This is a genomic window from Pseudomonas sp. R5-89-07 (genome assembly GCF_003851685.1).
GTDB lineage: Bacteria > Pseudomonadota > Gammaproteobacteria > Pseudomonadales > Pseudomonadaceae > Aquipseudomonas.
This window is the reverse complement of sequence record NZ_CP027727.1, coordinates 4,379,022-4,404,982: the sequence shown is the minus strand read 5'-3', so window position 1 is coordinate 4,404,982 and position 25,961 is coordinate 4,379,022. Positions and strand designations below refer to the sequence as shown.

Below are 25,961 nucleotides of genomic sequence, written 5' to 3'. Positions count from 1 at the left end.
GGTGAGGATGTTCGAGGAAGAAAACGCGCAATGGGGGCTGGTGCATGCCCTGGTGCTGGACGGTAAAGGCGGTGCGCGTTCGATTGCCCGGACTGAGCTTGACGAGTTGCAACTGCAGCCCCAGGAAAGCCTGTGGCTGCATTGGGATCGCAGCCATCCGCAAACCCAGACCTGGCTGCGCAAATCCAGCGGCTTGAGCGAGTTTGCCTGTGACCTGCTGCTGGAAGAAAATACCCGCCCGCGCCTGTTGCCGTTGCCGGACGCCGAGCTGCTGCTGTTTCTGCGCGGGATCAATCTCAATCCCGGCGCGGAACCGGAGGACATGGTTTCGGTACGCATATTCGCAGCAGCCCATCGTGTGATTTCCCTGCGTTTGCGCCCGTTACGGGCCACCGACGAGTTGCTGGTGCAGTTGGCTGAGGGAAAAGGTCCCAGAACCGCGTCTGAACTCATCCTTTATATGGCGCAGTACCTGACCAATAAAGTGCAGGATCTGGTCGCCGGGCTGTCCGAAATCGTCGATTCCGAGGAAGAAAAACTCGATGCCGACGAACGGTATACTCCGGAGCACGGCAGTGTCTTGCAGATCCGTCGGCGAGCGGCTGGGCTCAAGCGTTTCCTGGCACCGCAACGGGATATTTTCGCGCAGCTGACGCGCATCAAGTTGACGTGGTTCTGTGACGACGACGCCGACTATTGGAACGAGTTGCACAACAGCCTGACCCGTTATCTGGAAGAGCTCGAATTGGCTCGGGAGCGCGTAGGGCTGGTGCTTGAGGCCGAAGACCGGCGCTTGAGCCTGCGCATGAACCGCACGATGTACCGCTTCGGGATCATCACCGGCATCTTCTTGCCGATGAGTTTTCTGACCGGCTTGCTGGGCATCAATGTGGGGGGAATACCGTTTTCCAACAGCCCCTACGGATTCATGATTGCCTGTCTGCTGATGGCTTCGGTGGCCCTCGGGCAATGGTGGCTATTTCGACGATTGCGCTGGGTTTGAACTGGATATGAGCTGAACGTAGGAATGGGTTGATGTGACCCGATGAATTTTACCCTCGTCTTTTAAATCACTTGCGAGAGGTCTCTATGCACGATCCGTTCGAACAGTCTTTGCGTGACATGCTCAATGCTTCGCCATCCAACCGCGATGACGACGCTTGCCTGGGCCGCGTACTGAAAACCGCCAACCGTCAGGTTGGGGCGGGTGACCTGTTCGGTCTGCTCGGGCGTTGGGTGCCGGCATTGATGATGGCCCTGAACAACGGTTCGGCCCATGTGTCTCCGGTTTCCCGTGGTAAACCTCTTGCTCGCACTGCTGATAAGGCTGATTGAATATGGAACTTGATCTCTGGACCCAGAGCCTGGTCACCGCGATGACCGCATTGTGGACCAAGGTGGCGAATTTCATTCCCAACCTGTTTGGTGCCCTGGTCCTGGTATTGCTGGGCTTTGTCGTGGCCAAGTTGCTCGACACTCTGCTATCCAAATTGCTCGCCAAACTCGGGCTCGACCGCCTGATGGCCGGCACCGGCCTGACCAAGCTGCTGGGCCGCGCCGGGCTGCAAGTGCCTATCTCTACCTTAATCGGCAAGATCGTCTATTGGTTCGTTCTACTTATTTTTCTGGTTTCTGCGGCTCAGTCCCTTGGACTTGAGCGAGTTTCAGCTACGCTCGACATGCTGGCACTGTATTTGCCGAAGGTTTTCGGCGGCGCGCTGGTGTTGCTGGTAGGTGTTTTGCTCGCGCAACTGGCCAATGGGCTGGTGCGCGGAGCTGCTGAAGGCGTGGGGCTGGACTATGCAGCAGGCCTGGGGCGAATTGCCCAGGGACTGGTGATTATCATCAGTATTTCCGTCGCGATCAGCCAGTTGGAGGTCAAGACTGACCTGCTGAACCACGTTATCGTGATTGTTTTGATTACCGTTGGTCTGGCCGTTGCACTGGCCATGGGCTTGGGAAGTCGGGAAATTGCTGGACAGATTCTTGCGGGAATCTACGTGCGTGAGCTATATCAAGTTGGGCAACAGGTGCGTGTGGGCGAGGTCGAAGGGCAAATCGAGGAGATCGGCACAGTCAAGACGACGGTGCTGACCGATGACGGAGAACTGGTGTCGCTGTCGAACCGGATTCTCCTGGAGCAGCAGGTCAGTAGCCGCTAAACCGGCAAACCCTGCTAATGTACGCCGCCGCAAACCGGGCTGACCGGGTTGCAGCGGACATTGACCTGACTGCCGGCACGACTTGTTTTGAATAAAGCCCAAACGCTGTCCACGCGCTATGACCCCCGTGAGCTCTCTGATGAGGAGTTGGTCGCGCGTTCGCACACGGAGCTGTTTCACGTAACACGCGCGTACGAAGAATTGATGCGCAGATATCAACGCACTCTGTTCAACGTTTGTTCAAGGTATTTAGGGAACGATAGAGATGCGGATGATGTCTGTCAGGAAGTGATGCTCAAGGTGCTGTACGGCCTGAAGAACTTCGAGGGTAAATCGAAGTTCAAGACCTGGCTCTACAGCATCACGTACAACGAGTGCATCACGCAGTATCGCAAGGAACGGCGAAAGCGTCGCTTGATGGACGCTTTGAGTCTGGACCCCCTTGAGGAAGCGTCTGAAGAGAAGGCGCCGGCACCCGAGGAAAAGGGCGGACTCGATCGCTGGTTGGTGCATGTGAACCCGATTGACCGTGAAATTCTGGTGCTACGTTTCGTCGCAGAATTGGAATTTCAAGAAATCGCTGACATCATGCACATGGGTTTGAGTGCTACAAAGATGCGTTACAAACGTGCTCTTGATAAATTACGTGAGAAATTTGCGGGCGAGACTGAAACTTAGTGCGTAGCAAATATCTCTTACGTGTAGGCAAGTTCTGTTAGACTTGTCGCCGAGTTGTCCCCCGGTTTGTGGGACTGCTTTACAATCACCAGATGGGGATTTAACGGATGAAACTGAAAAACACCTTGGGCTTGGCCATTGGTTCTCTTATTGCCGCTACTTCTTTCGGCGTTCTGGCACAAGGCCAAGGCGCAGTTGAAGGCGAGCTGTTCTACAAGAAGCAGTACAACGATAGCGTCAAGCACATCGAAGACGGCTTCAATCCTGGCGCTCGCATCGGTTACTTCTTGACCGACGATCTGTCCTTGAACCTGTCCTACGACAAGACTAACCACACCCGTTCGAACGACGGTACTGGTAGCCAGAAGATCAAAGGTGATACCGGCAGCCTGGTTGCCCAATACCACTTCGGTCAAGCTGGCGTTGACAGCCTGCGTCCATACGTTGAAGGCGGTTTCGGCCACCAGAGCCGTGGCAACGTAAAGGCTGACGGCCACAGCGGTCGCGACCAGACTACTTTCGCTACCGTCGGTACCGGCGTGAAGTACTACTTCACCAACAACCTGTACGCTCGTGCTGGTGTTGAAGCTGACTACGGTCTGGACAACGGCAAGTGGGACTACTCCGCACTGGTTGGCCTGGGTGTGAACTTCGGCGGCAACGCTGGCGCAGCTGCTCCAGCTCCTACCCCAGCACCAGCTCCAGAGCCAGTTCCAGAGCCAGAAGCTCCGGTTGCTCAGGTTGTTCGTGTTGAGCTGGACGTTAAGTTCGACTTCGACAAGGCCGTTGTTAAGCCTAACAGCTACGGCGACGTCAAAAACCTGGCCGACTTCATGGCTCAGTACCCAGACACCAACGTAGAAGTTGCTGGTCACACTGACTCCGTAGGTCCAGACGCTTACAACCAGAAGCTGTCCCAGCGTCGTGCTGACGCTGTTAAGCAAGTCCTGGTTAAAGATGGCGTAGCTCCTAGCCGCATCACTTCCGTAGGTTACGGCGAATCCCGCCCAGTTGCTGACAACGCAACTGAAGCTGGTCGTGCTGTTAACCGTCGCGTAGAAGCAGCGGTTGAAGCTCAAGCTAAGTAATTAGCCGAGCTTCACAAAAAGCCCGGCTTAGGCCGGGCTTTTTTTCGCCTGCGATTTGCCTCAGGCGCTGGCCGCAGCCGTGACGCAGGCCAGCTGTGCCGCGCTGGCAACACGGCCGATCACCAGGATTGCCGGGCTCTTCAGCGCAAAAGCCTGCGCGTCTTCGTGCATGGCGGTGAGGTCGCTACGGCATTCGCGCTGTTCGGGCAACGAAGCATTTTCGATCATCGCCACCGGCATATCCGCAGCCATTCCACCATCCAGCAACTGCTGGCGAATCTCTTCCAGCTTGGCGACGCCCATGTACACCACCAGCGTCGTTCCCCCCTCAGCCAGTGCGCGCCAGTTCAGGCGGCTGTCATCCTGGGTATGTGCCGTGACCAACGTCACGCCACGGCTCACACCGCGCAGCGTCAACGGGATATCGCAATTCGTCGCTCCAGCCAGCCCTGAGGTGATCCCATTGACCAACTCTACCTCGACACCTCGCTCGCGCAGCCACGTTGCTTCCTCGCCGCCCCGGCCGAAAATGCACGGGTCACCCCCTTTGAGCCGCACCACGCACTTGCCCTGGCGCGCATAGCGCAGCATCAGACGGTGAATGAAATCCTGCGGTGTAGAGCGACAGCCGCCGCGCTTGCCGACGGTGATCACTCGCGCATCGGCACAGTGTTCCAGCACGGCCGGGTTGACCAGATCGTCAATCAGCACCACATCCGCTTCATGCAGGGCTCTAACCGCTTTGAGGGTGAGCAATTCCGGATCACCGGGCCCAGCGCCTACCAGCCACACTTTTGCGCTCATGTTTTTACCTCACAGACTGATTGCGATTGGCTGCGGGCTGGCGGCCAAAAGACGTTTGATTTCGGGCACGCAGGAGCCGCATTGCGTGCCGCATTCCAGTTCTTGTTTGAGTCCATTCAAGTCCAGGCCACGGGCGATCCCGGCGCACACCGCGTTTTCGCTGACGTTTTTGCAATTGCACAGCACCTTGCTGCTGGCCGCGGCACCTCCCGGTGGCGCGCTTAAAGGCGCCAATAGCCAGCGGCGTAATTGATCGTCGGCGCGACCTTCCAGCCACAGGCTTTGCAGCCAATGGCGGGCAAGGGTTTCGCCGGCCAGGCGTAACGCGGTGATGCGACCTTTTTCGATTTTTACCCGTTTACCAATGGAGCGGCGTGGGTCGTCATAGGCCATCACCGGGCCGTCATTGAGCCCCAGCAACTGGTCGATGCGGTTCAGCAACTGCAGGTCTGGCGCTTCGGTATGGGCTGCGCGCACCAGCAGGGCGGGGCGCTCACGGCCGCACAGGCTCAGGCTGACATAGGCGAAACCCTCACAGAGCGGGCGCAGGGCTTCAAAATGTCGCTGCACGTCGCCCTCGATCAGCGCAAACAGCTGCCACGGCAGTTGCACCGCTTCCAGGCGCACGCCGCTGTGTTTGAGTTCCGGCTGTTTCGACAACGGATCGAATGCCGGCTGGGTGAGCACATTGACGCCGCCCTTGAGAAAACGGTCGCCCCAATGCATGGGCAGGAACGCTTGGCCAGGACGCACACTGTCATCGCTGGTGACCGCGACGACCACTTGGCCTCGACGGCTTTTCAGGCTGACCAGGTCGCCGTCTTTGAAACGGTGACGGCGTAACTCGTCCGGATGCAGGCTCAACAGCGCCTCGCTGACATGCCCGAACAACTGCGCCGCGGTGCCGGTACGGCTCATGCCGTGCCATTGGTCGCGCAGGCGGCCGGTGATCAGGGTCAACGGGAAGCGCGCGTCACGCTGCTCCTTGGCGGCGCGATAAGGGTCGGCGACAAACTGCGCACGGCCATTTTCAGTGGGAAAGATACCGTCGACGTAGAGTCGTGGCGTTCCAGCCCGTGCGTCCATGGGGAACGGCCACTGCTGCGGGCCGAGTCGGTCAAGCACGGCATGGCTGATGCCGGACATATCCAAATCGCGGTTTCGCGTGAGCAGCTTGAACTCGTCGAAAATCTGCGCGGGTTGCTCAAAGGCAAACAGGCTGCTCAGTCCCGGCCGCAGACGACGCTCCAGGCGTTGAGCGAAATCCACGGTAATCGCCCAGTCCGGCCGCGCTTCTCCCGGTGCGCTGATGGCGCGCCGTACGTGGGAAATACGCCGTTCGGAGTTGGTTACCGTGCCTTCTTTTTCGCCCCAACTGGCAGCGGGCAACAGCAGGTCGGCGTAGGCGGCGGTCTCGGTGGTTCGAAAAGCTTCCTGCAACACTACAAAAGGGCATGTCGCCAAAGCTGCACGCACTGCGTTCTGGTCCGGCAACGATTGAGCGGGGTTAGTGCAGGCGATCCACAATGCCTTGATCTTGCCCGCCTGTACCTGTTCGAACAGTTCGATGGCCGTGAGGCCGGTGGGGGCGGGCAGTTGATCGATGCCCCAATAAGCGGCCACTTCTGCACGGTGCTCGGGATTGGCGGCGTCACGATGCCCAGGTAGCAGGTTCGACAAGCTGCCGGTCTCGCGCCCGCCCATGGCATTGGGTTGGCCGGTCAGGGAAAACGGCCCACAACCTGGCCGGCCAATGGTACCGGTGGCCAGGTGCAGGTTGATCAGTGCGCTGTTTTTTGCGCTGCCGGCGGTGGATTGGTTAAGCCCCATGCACCACAGCGACAGGAAACTACTGGAGGTGCCGACCCATTGCGCGCACAGGCGCAATTGCTCGACGCTGATCCCGCACAGCTGAGTGACCATCTGAGGCGTGTAGTCATGTACCAGGCGTTTCAGCTCGGCCAGGCCGTCGGTATGCGCCTGGATAAAGTCGCGGTCGACCCAGTCTTCCCACAGCAGCAGATGCAAAATTCCATGGAACAGCGCGACGTCCGTCCCGGGCAAGATCGCCAGGTGCAGGTCAGCCAAGTCGCAGGTGTCTGTGCGCCGTGGGTCGATCACCACCACTTTCATCTGCGGCCGTTTCGTCTTGGCTTCCTCCAGGCGTCGGAACAGTACCGGGTGCGCGTAGGCCATGTTGCTGCCGACGATCATCACGCAGTCGCTGGTGTCCAGGTCTTCATAGCTGCAGGGCGGGGCATCGGCGCCCAGGCTGCGCTTGTATCCAACAACGGCCGAGGACATGCACAGCCGTGAGTTGCTGTCGATATTGTTGGTGCCCACCAACGCCCGTGCCAGTTTGTTGAAGCTGTAGTAGTCCTCGGTCAGCAATTGCCCGGAGATGTAGAAGGCAACGCTGTCCGGCCCGTGCGCGGCGATGGTCTCGGCAAACACCGTGGCTGCATGTTCCAGGGCGGTACCCCAGTCGATACGGGCGCGGGCCAGGTCTTTGCCCAACCGCAGCTCCGGGTACAAGGCGCGGGCGTCGAGGTCACCGGTCAGGTGCAGGCTGGCGCCCTTGCTGCACAGCTTGCCGAAGTTGGCCGGGTGGTCCGGATCGCCTTGCACGCCGAGGATCCGGGTGCCGTCATGCTCAATCAGCACGCCGCAGCCCACCCCGCAATAGCAGCAGGTGGACGCCGTCACCTGGCGGTTCATCACCCTGCATCCCGCAGGGCCAGCATCACTCGGCCGTTTTCCACGCGGGCGAGGTGATGATGGGCGCAGCCGATATCCGGCGCCTGGGCTTCGCCGGACGCCAGATCGATTTGCCAATTGTGCAGCGGGCAGGCCACGCGCTTGCCATAGATCAAGCCTTGGGACAGCGGCCCGCCTTTGTGCGGGCAGCGGTCATCCAGTGCGAAGACTTCATCGTCGCTGGTGCGAAAAATCGCAATGTCGCCCTTGGGTCCGTTGATGATGCGCGAGCCCAATGTGTTGATCTCTTCCAGGGCGCAGATATCCAGCCAGTTCATGCTGGCACCTCCAGTTGCTTGACCGGGATGACGTCGAATTCTTTTTTCAGCAGCGGCTGTTCCAGCCGCTCTTTCCACGGGTCTTGCTCGAACGACAGCGAAAACTGCAGGCGTTCGTTGAGGGCCTGGCGCCGAGCCGGGTCTTCCAACACGGCTTTCTTGATATGGTCCATGCCGACCCGCTGCAGGTAATGCACGGTGCGCTCCAGGTAGAAGGCTTCTTCGCGGTACAGCTGTAAGAAGGCGCCGTTGTATTCGCGCACCTCTTCGGCGGTCTTGAGCTTGACGAAGAACTCCGCGACTTCGGTCTTGATCCCGCCGTTGCCGCCGATATACATCTCCCAGCCTGAGTCCACGCCGATAATTCCCACGTCCTTGATACCCGCTTCCGAGCAATTGCGTGGGCAACCGGATACCGCCAGCTTGACCTTGTGCGGCGACCACATATTGAACAGGTCGTGCTCCAGCTCGATGCCCAGTTGCGTGGAGTTCTGCGTACCGAAGCGGCAGAACTCGCTGCCCACGCAGGTCTTCACGGTACGGATGGATTTGCCGTAGGCATGCCCGGACGGCATGTCGAGGTCTTTCCAGACGCCGGGCAAATCCTGCTTCTTGATGCCGAGCAAGTCGATGCGCTGGCCGCCGGTCACCTTGACCATCGGCACGTTGTACTTGTCGGCCACGTCGGCGATACGGCGCAGCTCCGACGGATTGGTCACGCCGCCCCACATCCGTGGGACTACGGAGTAGGTACCGTCTTTCTGAATGTTCGCGTGGGCACGCTCGTTGATCAGGCGCGATTGCGGGTCGTCCTTGGCTTCGCCAGGCCAGGTGGAGATCAGGTAATAGTTCAGCGCCGGGCGGCAGGTGGCGCACCCGTTGGGCGTGCGCCAGTTCAGGTAGCTCATGGTGCCGGCGATGGTCAGCAGGTGCTGGTCGCGAATGGCCTGGCGGATTTGCCCGTGGTTGAGGTCGCTGCAACCGCAGATGGCTTTTTCGCTCTTGGGTTTGACGTCGGCGGCACCGCCCACGGTGTTGATCAGGATCTGCTCCACCAGCCCCGCGCAGGAGCCGCACGAGCTGGCAGCCTTGGTGTGCTTTTTCACCTCATCGACGCTGAACAGCCCCTGTTCCTGGATCGCCTTGACGATGGTGCCCTTGCACACGCCATTGCAGCCGCAGACCTCGGCGTTGTCGGCCATGCTCATGGCTTTGTCCTGGCCTTGGTGGCCGACGTCGCCCAGCGCATTCTCACCAAACATCAAATGGTCGCGGATCTCGCCAATCGCGTGGTTCTCACGGATCTGACGGAAATACCAACCGCCATCGGCGGTATCGCCGTACAGGCAGGCGCCGACCAGGATGTCGTCCTTGATCACCAGTTTTTTGTACACGCCGCCGATGGGGTCGGAGAGGGTGATGGTCTCCGTGCCTTCGCCGCCCATGAAATCACCGGCGGAGAACAGGTCGATGCCGGTGACTTTCAGCTTGGTGGAGGTCACGGACCCTTTATAGGTGGCGAAACCCAACTGGGCGAGGTGGTTGGCGCAGACCTTGGCCTGTTCGAACAGCGGTGCCACCAGGCCGTAGGCAATCCCACGGTGGCTGGCGCATTCACCGATGGCGTAGATGCGCGGGTCGTAGGTTTGCATCGTATCGTTGACCAGAATCCCACGGTTGCAGGGGATGCCGGACTTTTCCGCAAGCTCGGTGTTGGGACGGATACCGGCGGCCATCACTACCAGGTCGGCGGGGATGATGTCGCCATTCTTGAACTGCACCGAGCCGACCCGACCGTTGCCGGCATCGTGCAGGGCCTGGGTCTGTTCGCACAGGCGGAACACCAGGCCACGGCTTTCCAGTTCGGTTTGCAGCAGTTGGCCGCTGGTCTTGTCCAGTTGCCGTTCCAGCAGCCATTCACCGATATGCACCACGGTCACGTGCATGCCGCGCAGCATCAAACCGTTGGCGGCCTCCAGCCCGAGCAGGCCGCCACCGATGACCACGGCGTGGGTGTGGGTCTTGGCGGTGTCGATCATGGCCTGGGTGTCTGCGATGTCGCGGTAGCCGATCACGCCCTGCAAAGTGTTGCCGGGAATGGGCAGGATAAACGGCGTGGAGCCGGTGGCGATCAGCAGGCGGTCGTACTCGGCTTCGGTACCGTCCTCAGCGATGACGCGACGCTTGACCCGGTCGATCTGCACCACCTTGCGGTTGAGCAGCAGCTTGACGTTGTTATCCAGGTACCAGTCCAGATCGTTGAGCACGATCTCTTCGAAGGTCTGCTCGCCGGCCAGCACCGGCGACAGCAGGATGCGGTTGTAGTTGGTGTGGGGCTCGGCGCCGAACACCGTGATGTCATAGAGCTCGCTGCTGAGCTTGAGCAATTCTTCCAGGGTGCGAACCCCGGCCATGCCGTTGCCGATCATCACCAGTTTGAGTTTTTTCATGTCGCTCTCCGACCAATCACGCGCAAACAAAAAAAGGCGTCCCCGCTAGTTACCTAGCGAGGACGCCTTTGTCCTGGTCCCGTTCTCTCGGGAAGCTCGATCCTTCGACGTTGAAGGCGCGGCTGTATGTGGGTTGTTGGGATAGCTAATGCAGCAGCTGTGCCAAGTGTGGATATCCCCTGTTTTATTGGGGTCTCAAGCGCAAAGCCGGGAAATTCTGCCCGTTAGTGGTGCAATAGCCAGAACAGCAGCACCAGATTGATCAGCAGCGAAACCGTCGCCAGGGTTTGCCAGACCTTGAGCGGTTCACGCTCCAGCAAGGGCCGTGGCCTCACGCTCAGCTCACGGCGGTCGGCCTGTTCCAGCACCAGCAACCATTCTTCGGCGGTTTCATAACGTTGCTGCGGGTGCGCGGCCACCGCCCGTTCGAGGCTTGCGGGCAGCCAGTCCGGCAAATCGGGACGGTAGCGGCTGGCGCTGACCGCATGGGTGAAGCGGGGGCGTTGGAAGGCTTCGATTTCGCCGTAGGGATAGTGGCCGGTGAGCAGGTAATAGAGCGTGACGCCGACGCTATACAAATCCTGTTGCGTCGTAGGACGTTCGCCGTTGAACGACTCCGGTGCGATAAAGCTCGGGGTTCCGGGCAGCACGCTGGCGCGGTCTTCGGAAAGCCCGGGGCAGTAGGCCAGGCCGAAATCCAGCACGCGCAGTTCGCCGTCGTCTCCCAGCAACAGATTTTCCGGCTTGATATCTCGATGCAGGATCTGCCGCCGGTGCAGCAGGCCGACCGCGCGCAGCAAGCGTTCGGCGATGGCCTGCCATTGCGCCAGGGGCAATGGGCCCTGGCGCTTGAACAGTTCGGCAAGGGTTTGCCCCGGATATTCACGCATCACGTAGTACAAATGCTGACGCCCACTGGCGGCATGCACTTCAGGGAAGGCGCGGCCGGCGACCCGGCGCAGGAACCATTCTTCCGAGAGTAAGGCCTGGGCGGCATCAGAATCTTCTTCGCGATTCAACGGCAAGGTTTTCAGCAGCCAGGGCCGCTGCTGATCATCCTGTACCCGATACAGCAATGACTGTCGGCTCTGCGCCAGCAGGCTTTGCACGTGCCAACCTTCGAAGCGTTGCCCGGCTTTGAGCAGTGGCGGCAGCGGCCACTGCTGCAACTGCACCAGTGCGTCACCAAGCGTGGCGGCGCCGAGGGCATCGATGCGCACCAGCAAAGCGCTGGCGTTGTCCTGGCTGCCTGCCAGGTGCGCGGCGGTGACCAGCGTGTTGACCGCCAGGTCCAGGTCGGTTTGCTCGCGCAGAATCGCGCTGATGCTGGGATCGCCCAAGGTGGCCCAGACGCCGTCACTGAGCAGCAGGAAACACTCGCCTGCGCGCAGTTCTCCGTCGAGAAAGTCCAGCACCAGGTGCTGGTCCAGGCCGAGGGCGCGCTTGAGCACATGCTGCATGCCCGGCTGCTCCCACACATGGTCTTCGCTGATGCGCTGCAACTCGCCGTCCAGCCAGCGATAGGCCCGGCAGTCACCGACATGGGCCAGGGTGAAACGCTGGCCGCGAAACACCAGGGCACTGAGGGTGGTCAGCAAAGGCTGGCCGCCGCCATTGGCTTGCAGCCAGCGATTCTGCGCGACCAATAAACGTTCCAGCGCCTGGGCCACGCCCCAGGTTTGCGGCGTGGCGTAGTAGTCCAGGGCCAGCGCCTGCAAGGTCGAGCGCGCGGCCAGGCCGCCGTCGGCGCATTGGCTGACACCGTCGGCCAGGGCGCACAGGTAGCCTTTGCTCGCGGCCAGTTCTGCCACGGGCGTGACCACCCGCAAGGCATCCTGGTTTTCCGCCCGTGGGCCGATCGCAGTGGCCTGGGCAACGCTCAGTTGCAGGCTCATCAGACGCGCGCGGCGGTCACGGCGGCCGAGCCCCAGGTGGTTCTCCAGCGGCGCTTGACGCCGTGCAGGCCAAACCAGGCCAGCACGCCCAGGCTGGCGAACAACCACAGGGCCAACTGGTAACTGCCGGTACTCTGTTTGATCGCGCCCATGCCGGCGGCCAGGGCAAAGCCGCCGATACCGCCAGCCATGCCGATCAGGCCGGTCATGACGCCGATCTCACTGCGAAAACGCTGCGGCACCAACTGGAATACCGCGCCGTTGCCGGCGCCAAGGCCGAGCATGGTGCACACGAAAAGCGCCAGCGCAGCGTAGGAACTGGGCAGGTTGAAACCCACCGCCGCAATGCAGATCACCGCCACGCTGTACATGCCGAGCAGGGTCTTGATCCCACCAAAACGGTCCGCCAGGGCGCCGCCCAGGGGGCGCATCAGGCTGCCACCGAAGACACAGGCCGCGGTGTAATAGCCGGCGGTCACCGGGCTCAGGCCGTACTGGTCGTTGAAGTAGCCGGGCAGGGCGCTGGCCAGGCCGATGAAGCCGCCGAAGGTCACGCTGTAGAAGAACATGAACCACCAACTGTCGCGATCACCCAGCGCCTTGAAGTAGTCGGCCATCGACTTGGCTTTCGGGCGTTGCGGAGCATTGCGCGCAAGCCAGGCGAACACGATCAGGGTGAGGATCAGCGGAATCAACGCAAAGCCGAACACATTGCTCCAGCCAAAGGCCGCCGCCAGTACCGGTGCCAGCAAGGCGGCAAACACGGTGCCGGAGTTGCCGGCGCCGGCGATGCCCATGGCTTTGCCCTGGTGCTCGGCCGGGTACCACTGGGAGGCCAACGGCAGGGCCACAGCAAAAGAGGCGCCGGCCATGCCGAGGAACATGCCCAGCAGCAGGGCTTGCTCGTAGCTGTGAATGCCCAGCTTCCAGGCGCAGAACAACGCGACGATGACAATGACCTGGCCAATCAGCCCGGCGGTCTTGGGTGACAGCTTGTCGGCCAGCATGCCCATCAGAAAGCGCAACACTGCGCCCGCCAGGATCGGCGTAGCGACCACAAGGCCACGCTGTTGAGTGGTCAGGTGCAGGTCGGCGGCAATCTGTACCGCCAGTGGGCCCAGCAGATACCAGACCATGAAGCTCAGGTCGAAATACAGGAACGCGGCAAACAGGGTCGGGGTGTGCCCGGATTTCCAGAAGCTTGATTTCATCACGCACCTCAACGGTTGGGGGTCTAAAACGAAAAAACGCCGCCACCGGGTTCGCGAGGGCAAACCGGGTGTGCGACGTCTTTGTCGTGGGTGGGGCAACCGCCGTTGGCTACCTGTAGAGGTTGTTTAGCAAGAGCCGCGCCAGATCAGCCGAGCAACTCGCTCATGGCAATAATCTGTTCGGCCACCTGAATCAGTTTCTGCTGACGGCTCATGGCCTGGCGACGCATAAGGGTGTAGGCCTCTTCCTCATTGCAGTCCTTCATTTTCATCAGCAGACCTTTGGCCAGCTCGATGCGCTTGCGCTCCGCCAACTGCTGATCGCGGGCGTGGAGCTGGGCGCGCAGGGCCTGGTCGCTTTCAAAGCGGGCCATGGCCACATCGAGGATCGGTTGCAGGCGCTGGGCCTGAATGCCTTCGACAATGTAGGCGCTGACGCCGGATTTGATCGCCTGGCGCATGACATTCGGGTCGTGCTCATCGGTAAACATCACGATAGGGCGAGGCTGGTCGCGGCTGACCAGCACCACCTGTTCCATCACATCGCGGCCGGGTGACTCGGTATCGATCAGGATCACGTCGGGGCGCACCGTTTCGACGCGCGCGGGCAGGTCGATGGTCAGGCCGGACTCATCGATCACTTCAAAACCGGCCTCGGTCAGCGCAGCCTTGAGTCGACCGACTTTGCGCGGGGTGTCATTGATCAACAGGATTCGCAGCATGGTTGTGCTCCTGTCAGCGCAGCGCTTGGCGTGTAGTGTTGTCCGCCATGGCGTGCAGGCGGAAGCTGCGGGCATAGCCGGCGGGGTCGGAGCCGTCCCAGACCTTGCCGTCGATCAACTGGCTGCTGCGCATGTCCTGGGCACTGGTTGCCACGCCCACGGCACTGGCGGCTTGACGATATAAGTCCAGTTGTTGCACCTGGCGCGCGACGGCAAGGTAGTCCGGGTCTTCGCGCAGCAGGCCCCAGCGGCGAAATTGGGTCATGAACCACATGCCGTCGCAGAGGTAGGGCAGGTTGACCGCACCATCGGCGAAAAAACGCAGCGCGTGCGGGTCTTGCCACTGGTTGCCCAGGCCATCGTCGTAGTTGCCCAGCAGGCGTGGTTCGATGCAGTCCAGCGGTGCATCGAGATATTCACGGGCGCTGAGCAGTTGGGCGGTGGAGCGACGGTTTTGTATGCTCGCCTCGATAAAACGACTGGCCTCGAGAATGGCCATCACCAATACACGGGCCGTATTGGGGTATTGGTCGACGAAGGCCTGGGTGCAGCCCAGGACTTTTTCCGGATGATTCGGCCAGATCGACTGGCTGGTCGCCAGGGTGAACCCCTGGTTCTGCTTCACTGCGCTGGCGCACCAGGGTTCACCGACACACAGGCCATCGATACGGCCCGCTTGCAGGTGCGCAACCATTTGCGGCGGAGGGACCACCACGCTGTCCACGTCCTGCAGCGGATGGATGCCCTGGCTCGCCAGCCAGTAATACAGCCACATGGCGTGGGTGCCTGTCGGAAACGTCTGGGCGAAGGTGAGTTTTGTGCGGCTTTGGTGCACGTGACGGTCCAATGCCTCAGGAGTGGTCACGCCTTGCTGTTGCAGCCCACGGGAAAGGTTGATGCTCTGCCCATTCTGGTTCAGCCCCATCAGCACCGCCATCGGGCTCGGAGCAACGCCGCCGATGCCCAGGTGCACGGCGTAGATCAGCCCGTAGAGGCTATGGGCGGCGTCCAGCTCGCCGCTGACCAGTTTGTCGCGCAAGTTGGCCCATGACGACTGACGCTTGAGGTTCAGCGTAAGTCCGTAGGGTTGTGCAAACCCCTGGGTGGCTGCGACCACCACCGAGGCGCAATCGGTCAAGGCCATGAACCCCAGATCCAGGCTGCTTTTTTCCGGGGCGTCACTGCCGTTCACCCAGGCCAGCGCAGGGCTCACCGGGCTGTTGCCGACCGAATCGTTCATCAATACCTACCTATTCTCTGAAAAAAAAACGTCGTTTCCTCGGATGGCGATACCGGCCATTACAGGGAAACGACGCCTTTGTCCGTAGGCCCGCTCCGTCGTTGGCGCGCGCCCTGATAGAAAGCGCATAGCAAGGCACATGCCACGGGGACGCCGTCAGCTTTCCATCATGATTGAAGTTCGCCCGCCTTTCAGTATGGCCGCTCTTTTGCGTTCTACCGCCCCAGGAAAATCCAAGGTGCCTGCTGATTCCGCCAATACGACGAACCACTACTGGCTCGGTAGCACGCTGCTTTGGGGCGCGCTGTTGCTGGTCAGCTGTGTCGCGTGGGGCGAGCCGTATGAGGCCAGGGACGAAAGCCTGGACAGTTTTTTCACTGCGCTGGCGGTGCCTTTGGGAATGCCTGTGGTGGTCAGCCGGGAAGCAGCGCACAAGCGTGTCAGCGGAACATTCGATTTCGAGGCGCCGCAACAGGTGCTCGAAGCGCTGGCCCGGCAGGAAGGCCTGATCTGGCACAGCGACGGGCAGGCAGTGCACCTCTACGACGCGGCCGAAGCGAGAACCTCTGCCGTGGCGCTGCGATACATTTCGGTCAATCGGCTGCGCGGCATCATGCGCCGCACGGGGCTGGATGAGTCACGCTATCCGCTGCGCGACAGCGGGGTGCGCACGTTCTACGTGTCCGGGCCGCCCAGCTATGTCAACCAGGTGCTGCGGCTGGCGCAATTGACCGATCGGCAACGCAGTGAGTTGCGTGTGGGGGCGCATGCCTTTGGCGTGGTGCAGGTGTTCAACACAAGCGTCGAGGATCGGCAGTATGGGACCGGTGCAAACAAGGTCAGCGTGCCGGGAATCGCATCCATCATCCGAGGCCTGCTGGCCAGTGAACAAAAGGGCCCGCTGGCGGACAAGAACCTCACGTTGATCGCTTATCCGGATACCAACAGCCTCCTGATCAAAGGCAAGCCTGCTCAGGTCAGCCTGATCGAAAAACTGGTAGAGGAATTGGATGTGCCCAAGCAACTGAATGAAATCTCGTCATGGCGGGCGGAAGTGAGCCGTGACGAATCGAAGCCCCCGGCCGGGCCGCCGCTGTTGACGGCTGCGCAATATGAACGCGTGCAACGTGCGTTCGTAAGACTGGGCCGCGAGCGTTCCCCCTGAATAAAGGCGTTTGCCTATGTACCTGGAAATACTGCTGCAGGAGCAATTGATCAGCCGCAAGCGTCTGGCTGCGTTTGCGCCGGGGAAGGTGTTGCCTTTGGCGCCTGAGGTCATCCATTGCGTGGAAGTACGGGTCAACGGGCAACTGATGGCGCTGGGCGAGTTGGTGCAGTTGGAGGACCGGCTAGGGGTTGAACTGCATGAGGTGTATCAGGATTGGATGCCTCATTCGGGCTAAGCCTCGAATTGTCTTACAACAAAAAGCTGAAAAGCGCTGACTGAATAGGGCTTTTCCTAGCGTGATGGGCGAGACAGGTTTTTATAGTCACAGCATCGGGCGAGTGCGCCGTCACGGGTAAAAGGGATTTGAATGTCAGCAGTCGAATGTACAGGTGCTCCATGGCCGTAGGGATTGAAGAGTCGCCAAAGCCCCTCGTTTTCGCTCACTGGACCTTGCAGGGCGATGGTCGGCTGACAAACAGGGAAGTCGATATTCAACTGCCACCAAAAGAGGGTCGCGTGCTTCGGCTGTTGCTGGCTTCCGGCGGTTCGTTGATGACCAAGGACCGGCTGTTGGCGCTCGCTTGGCCCAGGGGCGAGGTGGCTGATGAGTCATTGACGCGTTGCATTTACGCGTTGCGCAAACACTTGGGAGCCGACAAAGGCTTTATCAAGACCGTATATGGCAAGGGCTATCGATTTACCTGCCCCGTGCAGGTTGAAGACCCTGAGCCAAAGCAAGTCATGCACCTGTGTTCGGCGTGTGGGCAGGTCAGCAGTGTCTAAGGGATGGGGCAAGGCCCTGATACTGAGCGCGCTGATTAATAGCAACCAGGCCCTCGCCTACTGTTGGGATGAAGTGGCGCGTCGCTATGACTTCGAGCCGGAGTTGTTGCAGGCCATCGCGGCGGTAGAGTCGGGGTATCGTGCGCAAGCGATCAACTATGCCAACGGGAACGACACGCATGATATCGGTTTGATGCAAATCAACAGCAGTCACTTGCCTCGCTTGCTCAAGCTGGGCATTACCGAAGAACGGCTGTTGAACGAGCCGTGCTTGTCGGTGGAAGTCGGCGCCTCGATTCTTGCCGGGCTCGTTCAGCGTTTCGGCTATAACTGGACGGCGGTGGGTTCCTACAATGTGGGGCCGGGCGCCGGGCCGCAGCGCGACGCATTGCGCATGCGCTACGCCGAAAAAGTCTGGGTACGCTACGAGGCCTTGATGGCTCATCGTAATTGACGAATGGGCGGCACGCCTCGCATGCAGCCCTTCTCCCCGGCTATAATCGCGCCACCTTTCGCCGCCATCCGAGTCTAGCCCGCCCATGTATACCCTGGCCCGCCAGCTGTTGTTCAAACTCTCCCCGGAAACCTCCCACGATCTGTCCCTGGACCTGATCGGCGCCGGTGGCCGCCTGGGGCTCAATGGCCTGGTATGCAAGGCTCCGGCAAAAATGCCGGTGTCGGTGATGGGGCTCCAATTCCCCAACCCGGTCGGGCTGGCTGCCGGCCTGGACAAGAACGGTGCGGCCATCGACGGGTTTGCACAATTGGGTTTCGGTTTCGTCGAGATCGGCACTGTCACCCCCCGACCGCAACCGGGCAACCCCAAGCCCCGGATCTTCCGCCTGCCGGAAGCCGAGGCGATCATCAACCGCATGGGCTTCAACAACCTGGGCGTGGATCATTTGCTCACGCGGGTGCAGGCGGCGAAATACAAGGGCATCCTCGGTATCAACATCGGCAAGAATTTCGACACGCCGGTGGAGCGTGCGGTGGACGATTACCTGATCTGCCTGGATAAGGTCTACGCCCACGCCAGCTACGTCACCGTCAACGTCAGCTCGCCCAACACCCCGGGCCTGCGCAGCCTGCAGTTCGGTGACTCCCTCAAGCAATTGCTCGAAGCGTTGCGCCAGCGCCAGGAAGACCTGGCGGTGCGCCACGGCAAGCGGGTGCCGTTGGCGATCAAGATCGCGCCTGATATGAGCGATGAAGAAACCGTGCTGGTGGCCCAGGCCCTTGTGGATTCGGGCATGGATGCGGTGATCGCGACCAACACCACCCTCAGCCGCGTAGGCGTCGAAGGCCTGGCTCACGGTGACGAGGCCGGCGGTCTGTCCGGCGCGCCGGTTCGGGACAAAAGCACCCATATCATCAAGGTGCTCGCGGCCGAACTGGCGGGGCGCCTGCCGATCATCGCCGTAGGTGGCATCACCGAAGGCAAGCATGCGGCTGAAAAGATCGCGGCGGGCGCAAGCCTGGTGCAGGTGTATTCCGGCTTCATCTACAAAGGCCCCGCGCTCATTCGCGAATCGGTGGACGCAATCGCCGCCCTGCGCTGATGCGCCCAAAAAGCTACGAGACAGAGGCAATAAAAAGGGCTCCATAAAGGAGCCCCTGGGCCGAAGCCCGCCGCCCGGATAGGACGTGCGTGGTTAAGTCGTTACGTATTCAAGTTGATGTGTCGGAATTAAGTGCCCTGATTAGCCGACGGCGTGAAGTTCGTTGAGTCTGTGGATACCCGCAGTGCCAGTCATACCGTCCCAGTTGTCGCCGCGTCCTTCTCGCCAGCCATTGATCCAGGCTTGGCGTACCGACGGTAGAGTAAATGGGCAAAGCTCACGGGATTTTCCATGAACGCCATATTGATATCCGCGTAAAAATGCTCTTTCCAACGGATCACGCTTAAGTCTTCTCATAGGGTGTTTCCCTCACTTGTTGACTGTCTAGATATCCTTCGGCCTCGTGTGAGGCCGGGCAGAGTTTTTCTGCCGTTGGTGGGCTCGCTGCCGGCGTGGCGAGCCGATGTGTCGACGCCGTTACGGCGCCAACCTGTGTTGAGTTCTAACCAATAGGTCACATGGATTCAATGATCGTTTTGTCATAAGCACGTAACGATAACGATGCTATAGCCATAAGCTGGGACGGTTTTTCGCCCCTTTTACAGGGCAAAGCCAGTTATGATGTGCCCTGCGAAGCGCAACGGTTTAATCCTTTGGTGAGAATGCCCGCCTGTTGCAGTCGGTTATTATTCGACGAAGGGTCGGAATATTTCCTTTTGTTGCTTCACTTTCTTCTTCTGCCCCGTCAATAAAGGCCCAAGGGCCGGCCAGACGGAGTGGGACGGCACATTCGTGCCACGCGAGCACTCTTCGAGAAAAGTGCTTGATTGAAAACCGAGCCGGCGATGCGTCGCCCGCTCATTTATTGCTGAAAAGCCTGGAATGCCCCATGTCGGACCGTTTTGAACTCTTCCTCACCTGCCCCAAGGGCCTCGAAGGCCTGCTGATCGAGGAAGCCGTCGGGCTTGGCCTTGAGGATGCCCGTGAGCACACCTCGGCTGTGCGCGGCATGGCCGACATGGAAACTGCCTACCGCCTTTGCCTCTGGTCGCGCTTGGCCAACCGCGTGCTGCTGGTGCTCAAGCGCTTCCCGATGAAGGACGCCGAAGACCTCTACCACGGCGTGCTGGATATCGAATGGGCCGACCACATGGTCAGTGACGGTACGCTGGCGGTGGAATTCAGCGGTCACGGCTCGGGCATCGACAACACTCACTTCGGCGCGCTGAAGGTCAAGGACGCGATCGTCGACAAGCTGCGCACCCCGACTGGCGAGCGCCCCTCCATCGACAAGATCAACCCGGACCTGCGCATCCATCTGCGCCTGGACCGTGGCGAAGCCATTCTGTCCCTGGATCTGTCCGGCCACAGCCTGCACCAGCGTGGCTACCGCCTGCAGCAGGGCGCTGCGCCGCTGAAGGAAAACCTGGCGGCCGCGATCCTGATCCGTGCCGGCTGGCCGCGCATCGCTGCCGAAGGCGGCGCATTGACCGACCCGATGTGTGGCGTGGGCACTTTCCTGGTGGAAGGCGCGATGATCGCCGCCGACATGGCACCCAACCTCAACCGCGAACTGTGGGGTTTCACCACCTGGCTGGGACACGTCCCGGCGTTGTGGAAGAAACTGCACGCCGAGGCCACCGAGCGCGCCGCTATCGGCATGAACAAAACCCCGCTGTGGGTGCGTGGCTACGAAGCCGATCCGCGCCTGATCCAGCCAGCGCGCAACAACATCGAGCGCGCAGGCCTGAGCCACTGGATCAAGGTGTACCAGGGCGAAGTCGGCACGTTCGAGCCGCGCCCGGACCAGAACCAGAAAGGCCTGGTCATCTGCAACCCGCCCTACGGCGAGCGACTGGGTGACGAAGCCAGCCTGTTGTACCTCTACCAGAACCTCGGCGAGCGTCTGCGCCAGGCCTGCATGGGCTGGGAAGCTGCAGTGTTCACCGGCGCGCCGGACCTGGGCAAGCGTATGGGCATCCGCAGCCACAAACAGTATTCGTTCTGGAACGGCGCCTTGCCGTGCAAATTGCTGCTGATCAAGGTCAACCCGGATCAGTTCGTCACCGGCGAGCGCCGTACTCCGGAGCAACGCCAGGCCGAGCGTGAGCAAGCGGCTTACGATCAAGCCCCGGCCGAGCCGCAAGAGCGCCAGTACAACAAGAACGGCAACCCGATCAAGCCCGCCCCGGCCCCCGTGGTCGAACAGGCGCGCCTGAGTGAAGGCGGGCAGATGTTCGCCAACCGCCTGCAGAAGAATCTCAAGCTGCTGGGCAAGTGGGCCAAGCGTGAAGGTGTGGATTGCTACCGCGTGTACGACGCTGATATGCCGGAATATTCCATGGCTATCGACCTGTATCACGACTGGGTGCATGTGCAGGAATACGCCGCACCCAAGTCCATCGACCCGGAAAAAGCCTCCGCGCGCATGTTCGACGCGCTGGCCGCGATTCCCCAGGCGCTGAACATCGACAAGAGCCGCGTGGTGGTCAAGCGTCGCGAGCGTCAGAGCGGCACCAAGCAATACGAGCGCCAGAGCGCCCAGGGCAAGTTCACCGAGGTCAGCGAAGGTGGCGTGAAGCTGCTGGTCAACCTCACCGACTATCTGGACACCGGCCTGTTCCTTGATCATCGCCCGATGCGCATGCGCATTCAGAAGGAGGCGGCGGGCAAGCGTTTCCTCAACCTGTATTGCTACACGGCCACCGCCAGCGTGCATGCGGCCAAGGGCGGCGCGCGCAGTACCACCAGTGTCGACCTGTCCAAAACCTACCTGGACTGGGCGCGCCGCAACTTTTCCCTCAACGGGTTTTCCGACAAGAACCGCCTGGAACAAGGTGACGTGATGGCGTGGCTGGAAGCCAGTCGCGATGAATTCGACATGATTTTCATCGACCCGCCGACCTTCTCCAACTCCAAGCGCATGGAAGGCGTTTTCGACGTGCAGCGTGACCACGTGCAGTTGCTCGACCTGGCCATGGCGCGCCTGGCGCCGGGCGGCGTGCTGTACTTCTCGAACAACTTCCGCAAGTTCCAGCTTGAAGACAACCTCAGCGAACGCTATGCGGTCGAGGAGATCAGCGACAAGACCATCGACCCGGATTTTGCGCGCAATGCGAAGATCCACCGCGCCTGGAAAATTACCGCACGCTGATTGTCAGCAGGGAGCGAGCTCTGGTGGTGAGGGAGCTTGCTCCCTCACACAGCAAGCGCTCGCGGTATTTGCGCTGGTCAAACTCTCGACCGATGGCTATAACTTAACGTCCAGCCAAAGTGACACCCCCGCACGCTGGCGTTGTGAGTGTTGCCTATGCCGATGCAAGCCGTACGCCCGAAAATCCTTGGTTTTATCAGTGAACAGGCATCGGCTTGGCTGGTGGCAGTGGTGGTATTGGCAACCGGTAGCGCATTGACCCTGGTCATCGCATGGGCCGCTGCCGACCTCTATCAGCAACAGGTGCGCCAGCGCTTCCAGTTGCTGGTCAGCGAGCGCTACAACCGGATTCAGGAGCGCTTCGAAGACCAGGAACTACGCCTGGACAGCCTGCGCCGCTTCTTCGTCAATTCCGGCGAGGTCTCGCGCGCCGAATTCGACGGTTTCGCCCAACCCTTGTTATTGCATGCGCGTGCCTATGCCTGGGCGCCGCGGGTGTCTCGGGAACAGCGCAGCCAGTTTGAACAGGACATCTCGCGCCAGCGCGGCGCACCGTTCAATATCCGTGAACTGAATTCGGCGGGTGAGTTGGCGCCGGCTTCCGAGCGCAATGAATATGTACCGGTGCTGTACAGCCAGACCCAAAGTCTGTTGGGCTCGCCATTGGGCTTTGATCTGCTGGCCCAACCCCTGCGGCGCGCGGTGCTTGAACGTGCGCAAAAAAGCGGCAAGGCGGCGGTGTCCCAGCCCATGCAATTGGTGGGCGTGGAGCCGGCCTATGCCGCGGGAGTACTGCTGGTGGCGCCGGTCAGCAAAACTGTCGATGCGCAGCCGTACGGCTATGTCATGGCAGTGATCAGCATGCGCCAATTGGTGGCCGACGGCTTGCCCAAGCCAAACCGGGATAACCTGGCGATGCAGATCGTCGATACCTCCGACTCTCAGCAGCGTGTGCTGTATGCATCCAGCAATGCGCCCGGCGGCAGCAACCTGGTGGCCGCCCGGCGTCTTAGCCTCGGTGACCATGTGTACGCGCTGAGCCTGCGTGCCAGCGGGGTATTCGACAAGGCCAACCATTCCTCGACCAACACGATACTGGCCATGGGCGTGTTGCTGAGTGCACTGCTCAGCGCCTTGCTCTACGTGCTGGTCAGCCAACGCCAGCGGGCGCTGACCCTGGTAGAGCAGCGCACCGCTCAGTTGCGCATGCGTGAACAGGAATTACGGGGAACGCATGGTCAATTGCGCAGCGTGCTGAATGCCGCGACGCATGTCGCAATCATTGCCACGGATTTGCGTGGTGTCATCAACATGTTCAATGCTGGCGCCGAACGAATGCTGGGGTTCAAGGGCGAGCACGTGGTAGGTCGCCTGACGCTGGAAAGCCTGCACCTGGCCTCGGAACTCGAAACCCGCGCCGCGCGTTTGAGTGTGGCGCTGGGTAAGCGCATCGCACCGAGCCAGGCGATGCTGGTGGACAGTCCGGACAGTCAGCATGACGCCCGTGAGTGGACGCTGGTGCGTGAGGATGGCAGCCCCTTGACCGTCAACATGCTGGTCACGGTGTTGCTGGATGACCATGGCCTGTGGGTCGGGCACCTGGCCATTTACCTGGATATCACTGAGCAGAAGCGCGCCTACGAGGCCTTGGCCGCGCGGGATCGCTTGCTGAAAAAGCTCAGTGCCCATGTGCCTGGCGGCATCTTCCAGTTCACGCTGGAGCCCCACGACACCTGGCGTTTCATATACGCCAGCGAAGGCATGCGCGATATCTATGAAATCGAGCTGGGCGTGTTGCAGCAGGATGGGGGCAAGGTGCTTGAGCGTATTCACCCCCTGGATGTGGAGCGGGTACGCGCCTCGATACGTTTGTCGGCGTTGCAACTGAGCCACTGGCGCGAAGAATATCGCGTGCAGTTGCCCCAGCGCGGCCTGCGCTGGATTCGTGGCGAGGCTACTCCGGAGGAATTACCCGGTGGCGGTACGTTGTGGCACGGTTATGTGTCGGATATTTCCGATCTTAAGCGTGTGGAAGAAGAGCTGCGCACGCTGTCCATCACCGACTCCCTGACGGGCATCCACAATCGCCGCTATTTCCAGGACCGTATGAAAGCTGAACTGCTGCGCCTCAATCGGACGTCGGGGGCGCTGTCGGTGATCATGCTGGATATCGATCACTTCAAGCGGATCAACGACCAGCACGGGCATGGTGCCGGCGACGGCGTGTTGCAGGAGCTGTGCAGGCGCATCAGCCAGCGCCTGCGCCGCTCCGACGTGTTCTGCCGGTTGGGTGGGGAAGAGTTCGTGGTGTTGTGCCCGCACACCGATGGCGAGCAGGCATACCGCCTGGCGACGGAGTTGTGGCAGTCATTGCGCAGCGTGCCGATGGCGCCGGTGGGCATCGTCACCGCCAGCTTTGGGGTTGCCAGCTGGCGTGTCGATGAAGGCATCGACGGGTTACTGCTGCGCGCGGACTCGGCGGTGTATGCGGCCAAGCAGACGGGCAGGGACCGGGTGGAGGCCTGTGGCAGCGGCGTGCAATAGTTCTAGAGCACCGGCGCGGCTGCAACTGCCTTCGGCTGGCGATACAGGTCCAGCAGCACCTGGTCCAGCACCGATGACGCGCCCCACGGCTTGGAATCGTTGAGAATCGCCACCACCGCCCAGGTGTTGCCGTTGTTGTCGCGGCTGAAACCGGCGATGGCGCGCACGGTGTTCAAGGTACCGGTCTTCACATGGGCTTCGCCGCGCATGGCGGTGGTTTTCAGGCGTTTACGCATGGTGCCGTCGGTGCCGGCGATCGGCAACGAGCTGATGTATTCGGCGGCGTAGGGGCTTTTCCAGGCGGCTTGCAGCATGGCGGCCATCTCGCGCGCGCTGATCCGCTCGGCACGGGACAGGCCGGAACCGTTCTCCATTACCAGGTGCGGTGCGGTAATGCCTTTCTTCGCCAGCCACTGACGCACTACGCGTTGCGCAGCCTTGGCATCGTCGCCGTCGGCATCGTTGCGAAACTGCGCACCCAGGCTCAGGAACAGCTGCTGGGCCATGGTGTTGTTACTGTATTTGTTGATGTCGCGGATGATTTCCGCCAGGTCCGGCGAGAACGCACGCGCCAGCACCTTGGCATCCTTGGGCACTGGCGCCTGGATATCACGGCCCTGGATGGTGCCGCCCAGTTCCTTCCAGATCGCCCGCACGGCGCCGGCGGTGTAGGTGGCATGGTCGAGCAGCGACAAGTAGGTCTGCGAACTGCAACCGTCGGCCAGTTGGCCGCTGACCGTCACGGTCACACTGCCATCGGCGGCGGTTACCGGGCTGTAGCGCACGTCGCCGGTGCACTGTTTGGCGTTGGACACTTTCACCTGGTTGTCGATGCGAATGTTCGCAATCGGCGGCTCGACCGACACGATCACCCGGCCTGCATCATTGCGCGTCACGAAGCGCAGGGCCTTGAGGTTGACCAGCAGCGCATCGGGCTTGACCAGGAACGGCTTGTTCTCATCGTTGCCGTCGTCATTGAATTCCGGCAACTGCGGCTGCTGGAAGAAGTTGCGATCCAGCACCAGGTCCCCGGTGACCTGCTGTACGCCGTTGGCGCGCAGGTCGCGCATCAGCAGCCAGAGTTTTTCCATGTTCAGCTTGGGGTCGCCGCCGCCCTTGAGGTACAGGTTGCCACGCAACACGCCGCCACTGAGTACGCCGTCGGTGTAGAACTCGGTTTTCCACTGATGGTTGGGGCCGAGCATTTCCAGGGCCGCGTAGGTGGTGACCAGTTTCATGGTGGAGGCCGGGTTTACCGAAACATCGGCATTGAATACGGTCGGTGTACCGGGGCCGTTCAACGGCAACATCACCAGGGACAACGCCGTGTTTTGCAGTTTTGCTTTCTGGAGGGCCTGGGCAACGCTAGGGGGCAGGGTGTTATTGACGGGGGCGGCGGTGGCACAAACGGCCAGTGGCAGGAGAACGCCGGCGAGGAGAACAGAACGTAAAGATTTGATCATAAGAA

At 60.9% G+C, this 25,961-nt stretch carries 21 protein-coding genes and 1 pseudogene; 12 read left to right on the top strand and 10 right to left on the bottom strand.

Annotated elements, in window-relative coordinates; genetic code table 11:
- The first annotated feature begins 7 nt into the window (after nt 1-7).
- The 5 genes from C4J94_RS20040 (at nt 8) to C4J94_RS20020 (ending at nt 3,928) form a co-directional block, all read left to right on the top strand.
- A complete protein-coding gene (locus C4J94_RS20040) occupies nt 8-1,003 on the top strand; it encodes a zinc transporter ZntB (RefSeq protein ID WP_124387732.1) in 996 nt (331 codons plus the stop codon).
- Nucleotides 1,004-1,089: 86 nt separating this feature from the next.
- Entirely contained in the window at nt 1,090-1,335 is a 246-nt protein-coding gene (locus tag C4J94_RS20035) for a hypothetical protein (RefSeq protein ID WP_003230316.1), read from the top strand.
- 2 nt (nt 1,336-1,337) lie between these two features.
- Nucleotides 1,338-2,162 (top strand): mechanosensitive ion channel domain-containing protein, encoded by an 825-nt coding sequence (locus C4J94_RS20030; protein ID WP_003193288.1) that lies wholly within the window; start codon nt 1,338-1,340, stop codon nt 2,160-2,162.
- Between the two features lie 87 nt (nt 2,163-2,249).
- Nucleotides 2,250-2,840 (top strand): RNA polymerase sigma factor SigX, encoded by a 591-nt coding sequence (gene sigX / locus C4J94_RS20025; protein WP_003193286.1) that lies wholly within the window; start codon nt 2,250-2,252, stop codon nt 2,838-2,840.
- A 107-nt stretch (nt 2,841-2,947) separates the two neighbouring features.
- The gene (locus C4J94_RS20020) at nt 2,948-3,928 is read left to right on the top strand and encodes an OmpA family protein (protein WP_124387731.1); all 981 of its coding nucleotides are present in this window, start codon (nt 2,948-2,950) and stop codon (nt 3,926-3,928) included.
- A 60-nt stretch (nt 3,929-3,988) separates the two neighbouring features.
- On the opposite strand, the gene cobA is transcribed toward C4J94_RS20020, so the two are convergent.
- From cobA to C4J94_RS19980, 8 genes are all read right to left on the bottom strand, one after another.
- Nucleotides 3,989-4,732 (bottom strand): uroporphyrinogen-III C-methyltransferase, encoded by a 744-nt coding sequence (gene cobA / locus C4J94_RS20015; protein ID WP_124387730.1) that lies wholly within the window; start codon nt 4,730-4,732, stop codon nt 3,989-3,991.
- Between the two features lie 9 nt (nt 4,733-4,741).
- Nucleotides 4,742-7,450 (bottom strand): nitrate reductase, encoded by a 2,709-nt coding sequence (locus C4J94_RS20010; protein WP_124387729.1) that lies wholly within the window; start codon nt 7,448-7,450, stop codon nt 4,742-4,744.
- Nucleotides 7,450-7,767 carry a nitrite reductase small subunit NirD gene (nirD, locus tag C4J94_RS20005; protein WP_065887851.1) on the bottom strand — a complete coding sequence of 106 codons (318 nt, stop codon included), beginning with the start codon at nt 7,765-7,767 and terminating at the stop codon, nt 7,450-7,452. The genes C4J94_RS20010 and nirD overlap by 1 nt, the downstream gene beginning before the upstream one ends.
- Complete coding sequence (gene nirB, locus C4J94_RS20000) at nt 7,764-10,217, bottom strand: nitrite reductase large subunit NirB (protein ID WP_124387728.1); 2,454 nt, start codon at nt 10,215-10,217, stop codon at nt 7,764-7,766. The genes nirD and nirB overlap by 4 nt, the downstream gene beginning before the upstream one ends.
- A 224-nt stretch (nt 10,218-10,441) precedes the next feature.
- Entirely contained in the window at nt 10,442-12,112 is a 1,671-nt protein-coding gene (locus tag C4J94_RS19995; protein ID WP_124387727.1) for a bifunctional protein-serine/threonine kinase/phosphatase, read from the bottom strand.
- Nucleotides 12,112-13,323 carry a NarK/NasA family nitrate transporter gene (locus tag C4J94_RS19990; protein WP_057721199.1) on the bottom strand — a complete coding sequence of 404 codons (1,212 nt, stop codon included), beginning with the start codon at nt 13,321-13,323 and terminating at the stop codon, nt 12,112-12,114. Before C4J94_RS19990 ends, C4J94_RS19995 begins: the two co-directional genes overlap by 1 nt.
- 146 nt (nt 13,324-13,469) lie before the next feature.
- Complete coding sequence (locus tag C4J94_RS19985; RefSeq protein WP_057721200.1) at nt 13,470-14,045, bottom strand: ANTAR domain-containing response regulator; 576 nt, start codon at nt 14,043-14,045, stop codon at nt 13,470-13,472.
- A 13-nt stretch (nt 14,046-14,058) separates the two neighbouring features.
- Nucleotides 14,059-15,285: a CmpA/NrtA family ABC transporter substrate-binding protein gene (locus tag C4J94_RS19980; protein WP_124387726.1), complete on the bottom strand. Its 1,227-nt coding sequence runs from the start codon at nt 15,283-15,285 to the stop codon at nt 14,059-14,061.
- Nucleotides 15,286-15,523: 238 nt separating this feature from the next.
- Here C4J94_RS19980 and C4J94_RS19975 point away from each other — a divergent pair.
- The 5 genes and pseudogenes from C4J94_RS19975 to C4J94_RS19955 all read left to right on the top strand — a co-directional run.
- Nucleotides 15,524-16,360 (top strand): annotated as a pseudogene (locus C4J94_RS19975) (secretin N-terminal domain-containing protein); the annotation flags it as partial.
- A gap of 106 nt (nt 16,361-16,466) precedes the next feature.
- Entirely contained in the window at nt 16,467-16,688 is a 222-nt protein-coding gene (locus C4J94_RS19970) for a FliM/FliN family flagellar motor switch protein (RefSeq protein ID WP_124387725.1), read from the top strand.
- A gap of 161 nt (nt 16,689-16,849) precedes the next feature.
- Nucleotides 16,850-17,236, top strand: coding sequence for a winged helix-turn-helix domain-containing protein (locus tag C4J94_RS19965; RefSeq protein WP_124387724.1), 387 nt, complete (start codon nt 16,850-16,852; stop codon nt 17,234-17,236).
- Nucleotides 17,229-17,690, top strand: a complete 462-nt coding sequence (locus tag C4J94_RS19960; protein ID WP_256657564.1) for a transglycosylase SLT domain-containing protein — start codon at nt 17,229-17,231, stop codon at nt 17,688-17,690. The genes C4J94_RS19965 and C4J94_RS19960 overlap by 8 nt, the downstream gene beginning before the upstream one ends.
- 85 nt (nt 17,691-17,775) lie before the next feature.
- Nucleotides 17,776-18,795 carry a quinone-dependent dihydroorotate dehydrogenase gene (locus C4J94_RS19955; protein WP_124387722.1) on the top strand — a complete coding sequence of 340 codons (1,020 nt, stop codon included), beginning with the start codon at nt 17,776-17,778 and terminating at the stop codon, nt 18,793-18,795.
- Between the two features lie 141 nt (nt 18,796-18,936).
- Here C4J94_RS19955 and rmf read toward each other — a convergent pair whose 3' ends face one another.
- Nucleotides 18,937-19,152, bottom strand: a complete 216-nt coding sequence (rmf, locus tag C4J94_RS19950) for a ribosome modulation factor (RefSeq protein WP_002553055.1) — start codon at nt 19,150-19,152, stop codon at nt 18,937-18,939.
- 532 nt (nt 19,153-19,684) lie between these two features.
- On the opposite strand from rmf, the gene rlmKL reads away from it, so the two are divergent.
- Complete coding sequence (gene rlmKL / locus C4J94_RS19945; protein ID WP_124387721.1) at nt 19,685-21,949, top strand: bifunctional 23S rRNA (guanine(2069)-N(7))-methyltransferase RlmK/23S rRNA (guanine(2445)-N(2))-methyltransferase RlmL; 2,265 nt, start codon at nt 19,685-19,687, stop codon at nt 21,947-21,949.
- 156 nt (nt 21,950-22,105) lie between these two features.
- Entirely contained in the window at nt 22,106-24,493 is a 2,388-nt protein-coding gene (locus C4J94_RS19940) for a GGDEF domain-containing protein (protein WP_124387720.1), read from the top strand.
- Between the two features lie 2 nt (nt 24,494-24,495).
- On the opposite strand, the gene dacB is transcribed toward C4J94_RS19940, so the two are convergent.
- On the bottom strand, nt 24,496-25,956 hold the full coding sequence (gene dacB / locus C4J94_RS19935; protein ID WP_124387719.1) for a D-alanyl-D-alanine carboxypeptidase/D-alanyl-D-alanine-endopeptidase: 1,461 nt from the start codon (nt 25,954-25,956) through the stop codon (nt 24,496-24,498).
- Nucleotides 25,957-25,961: the final 5 nt, after the last annotated feature.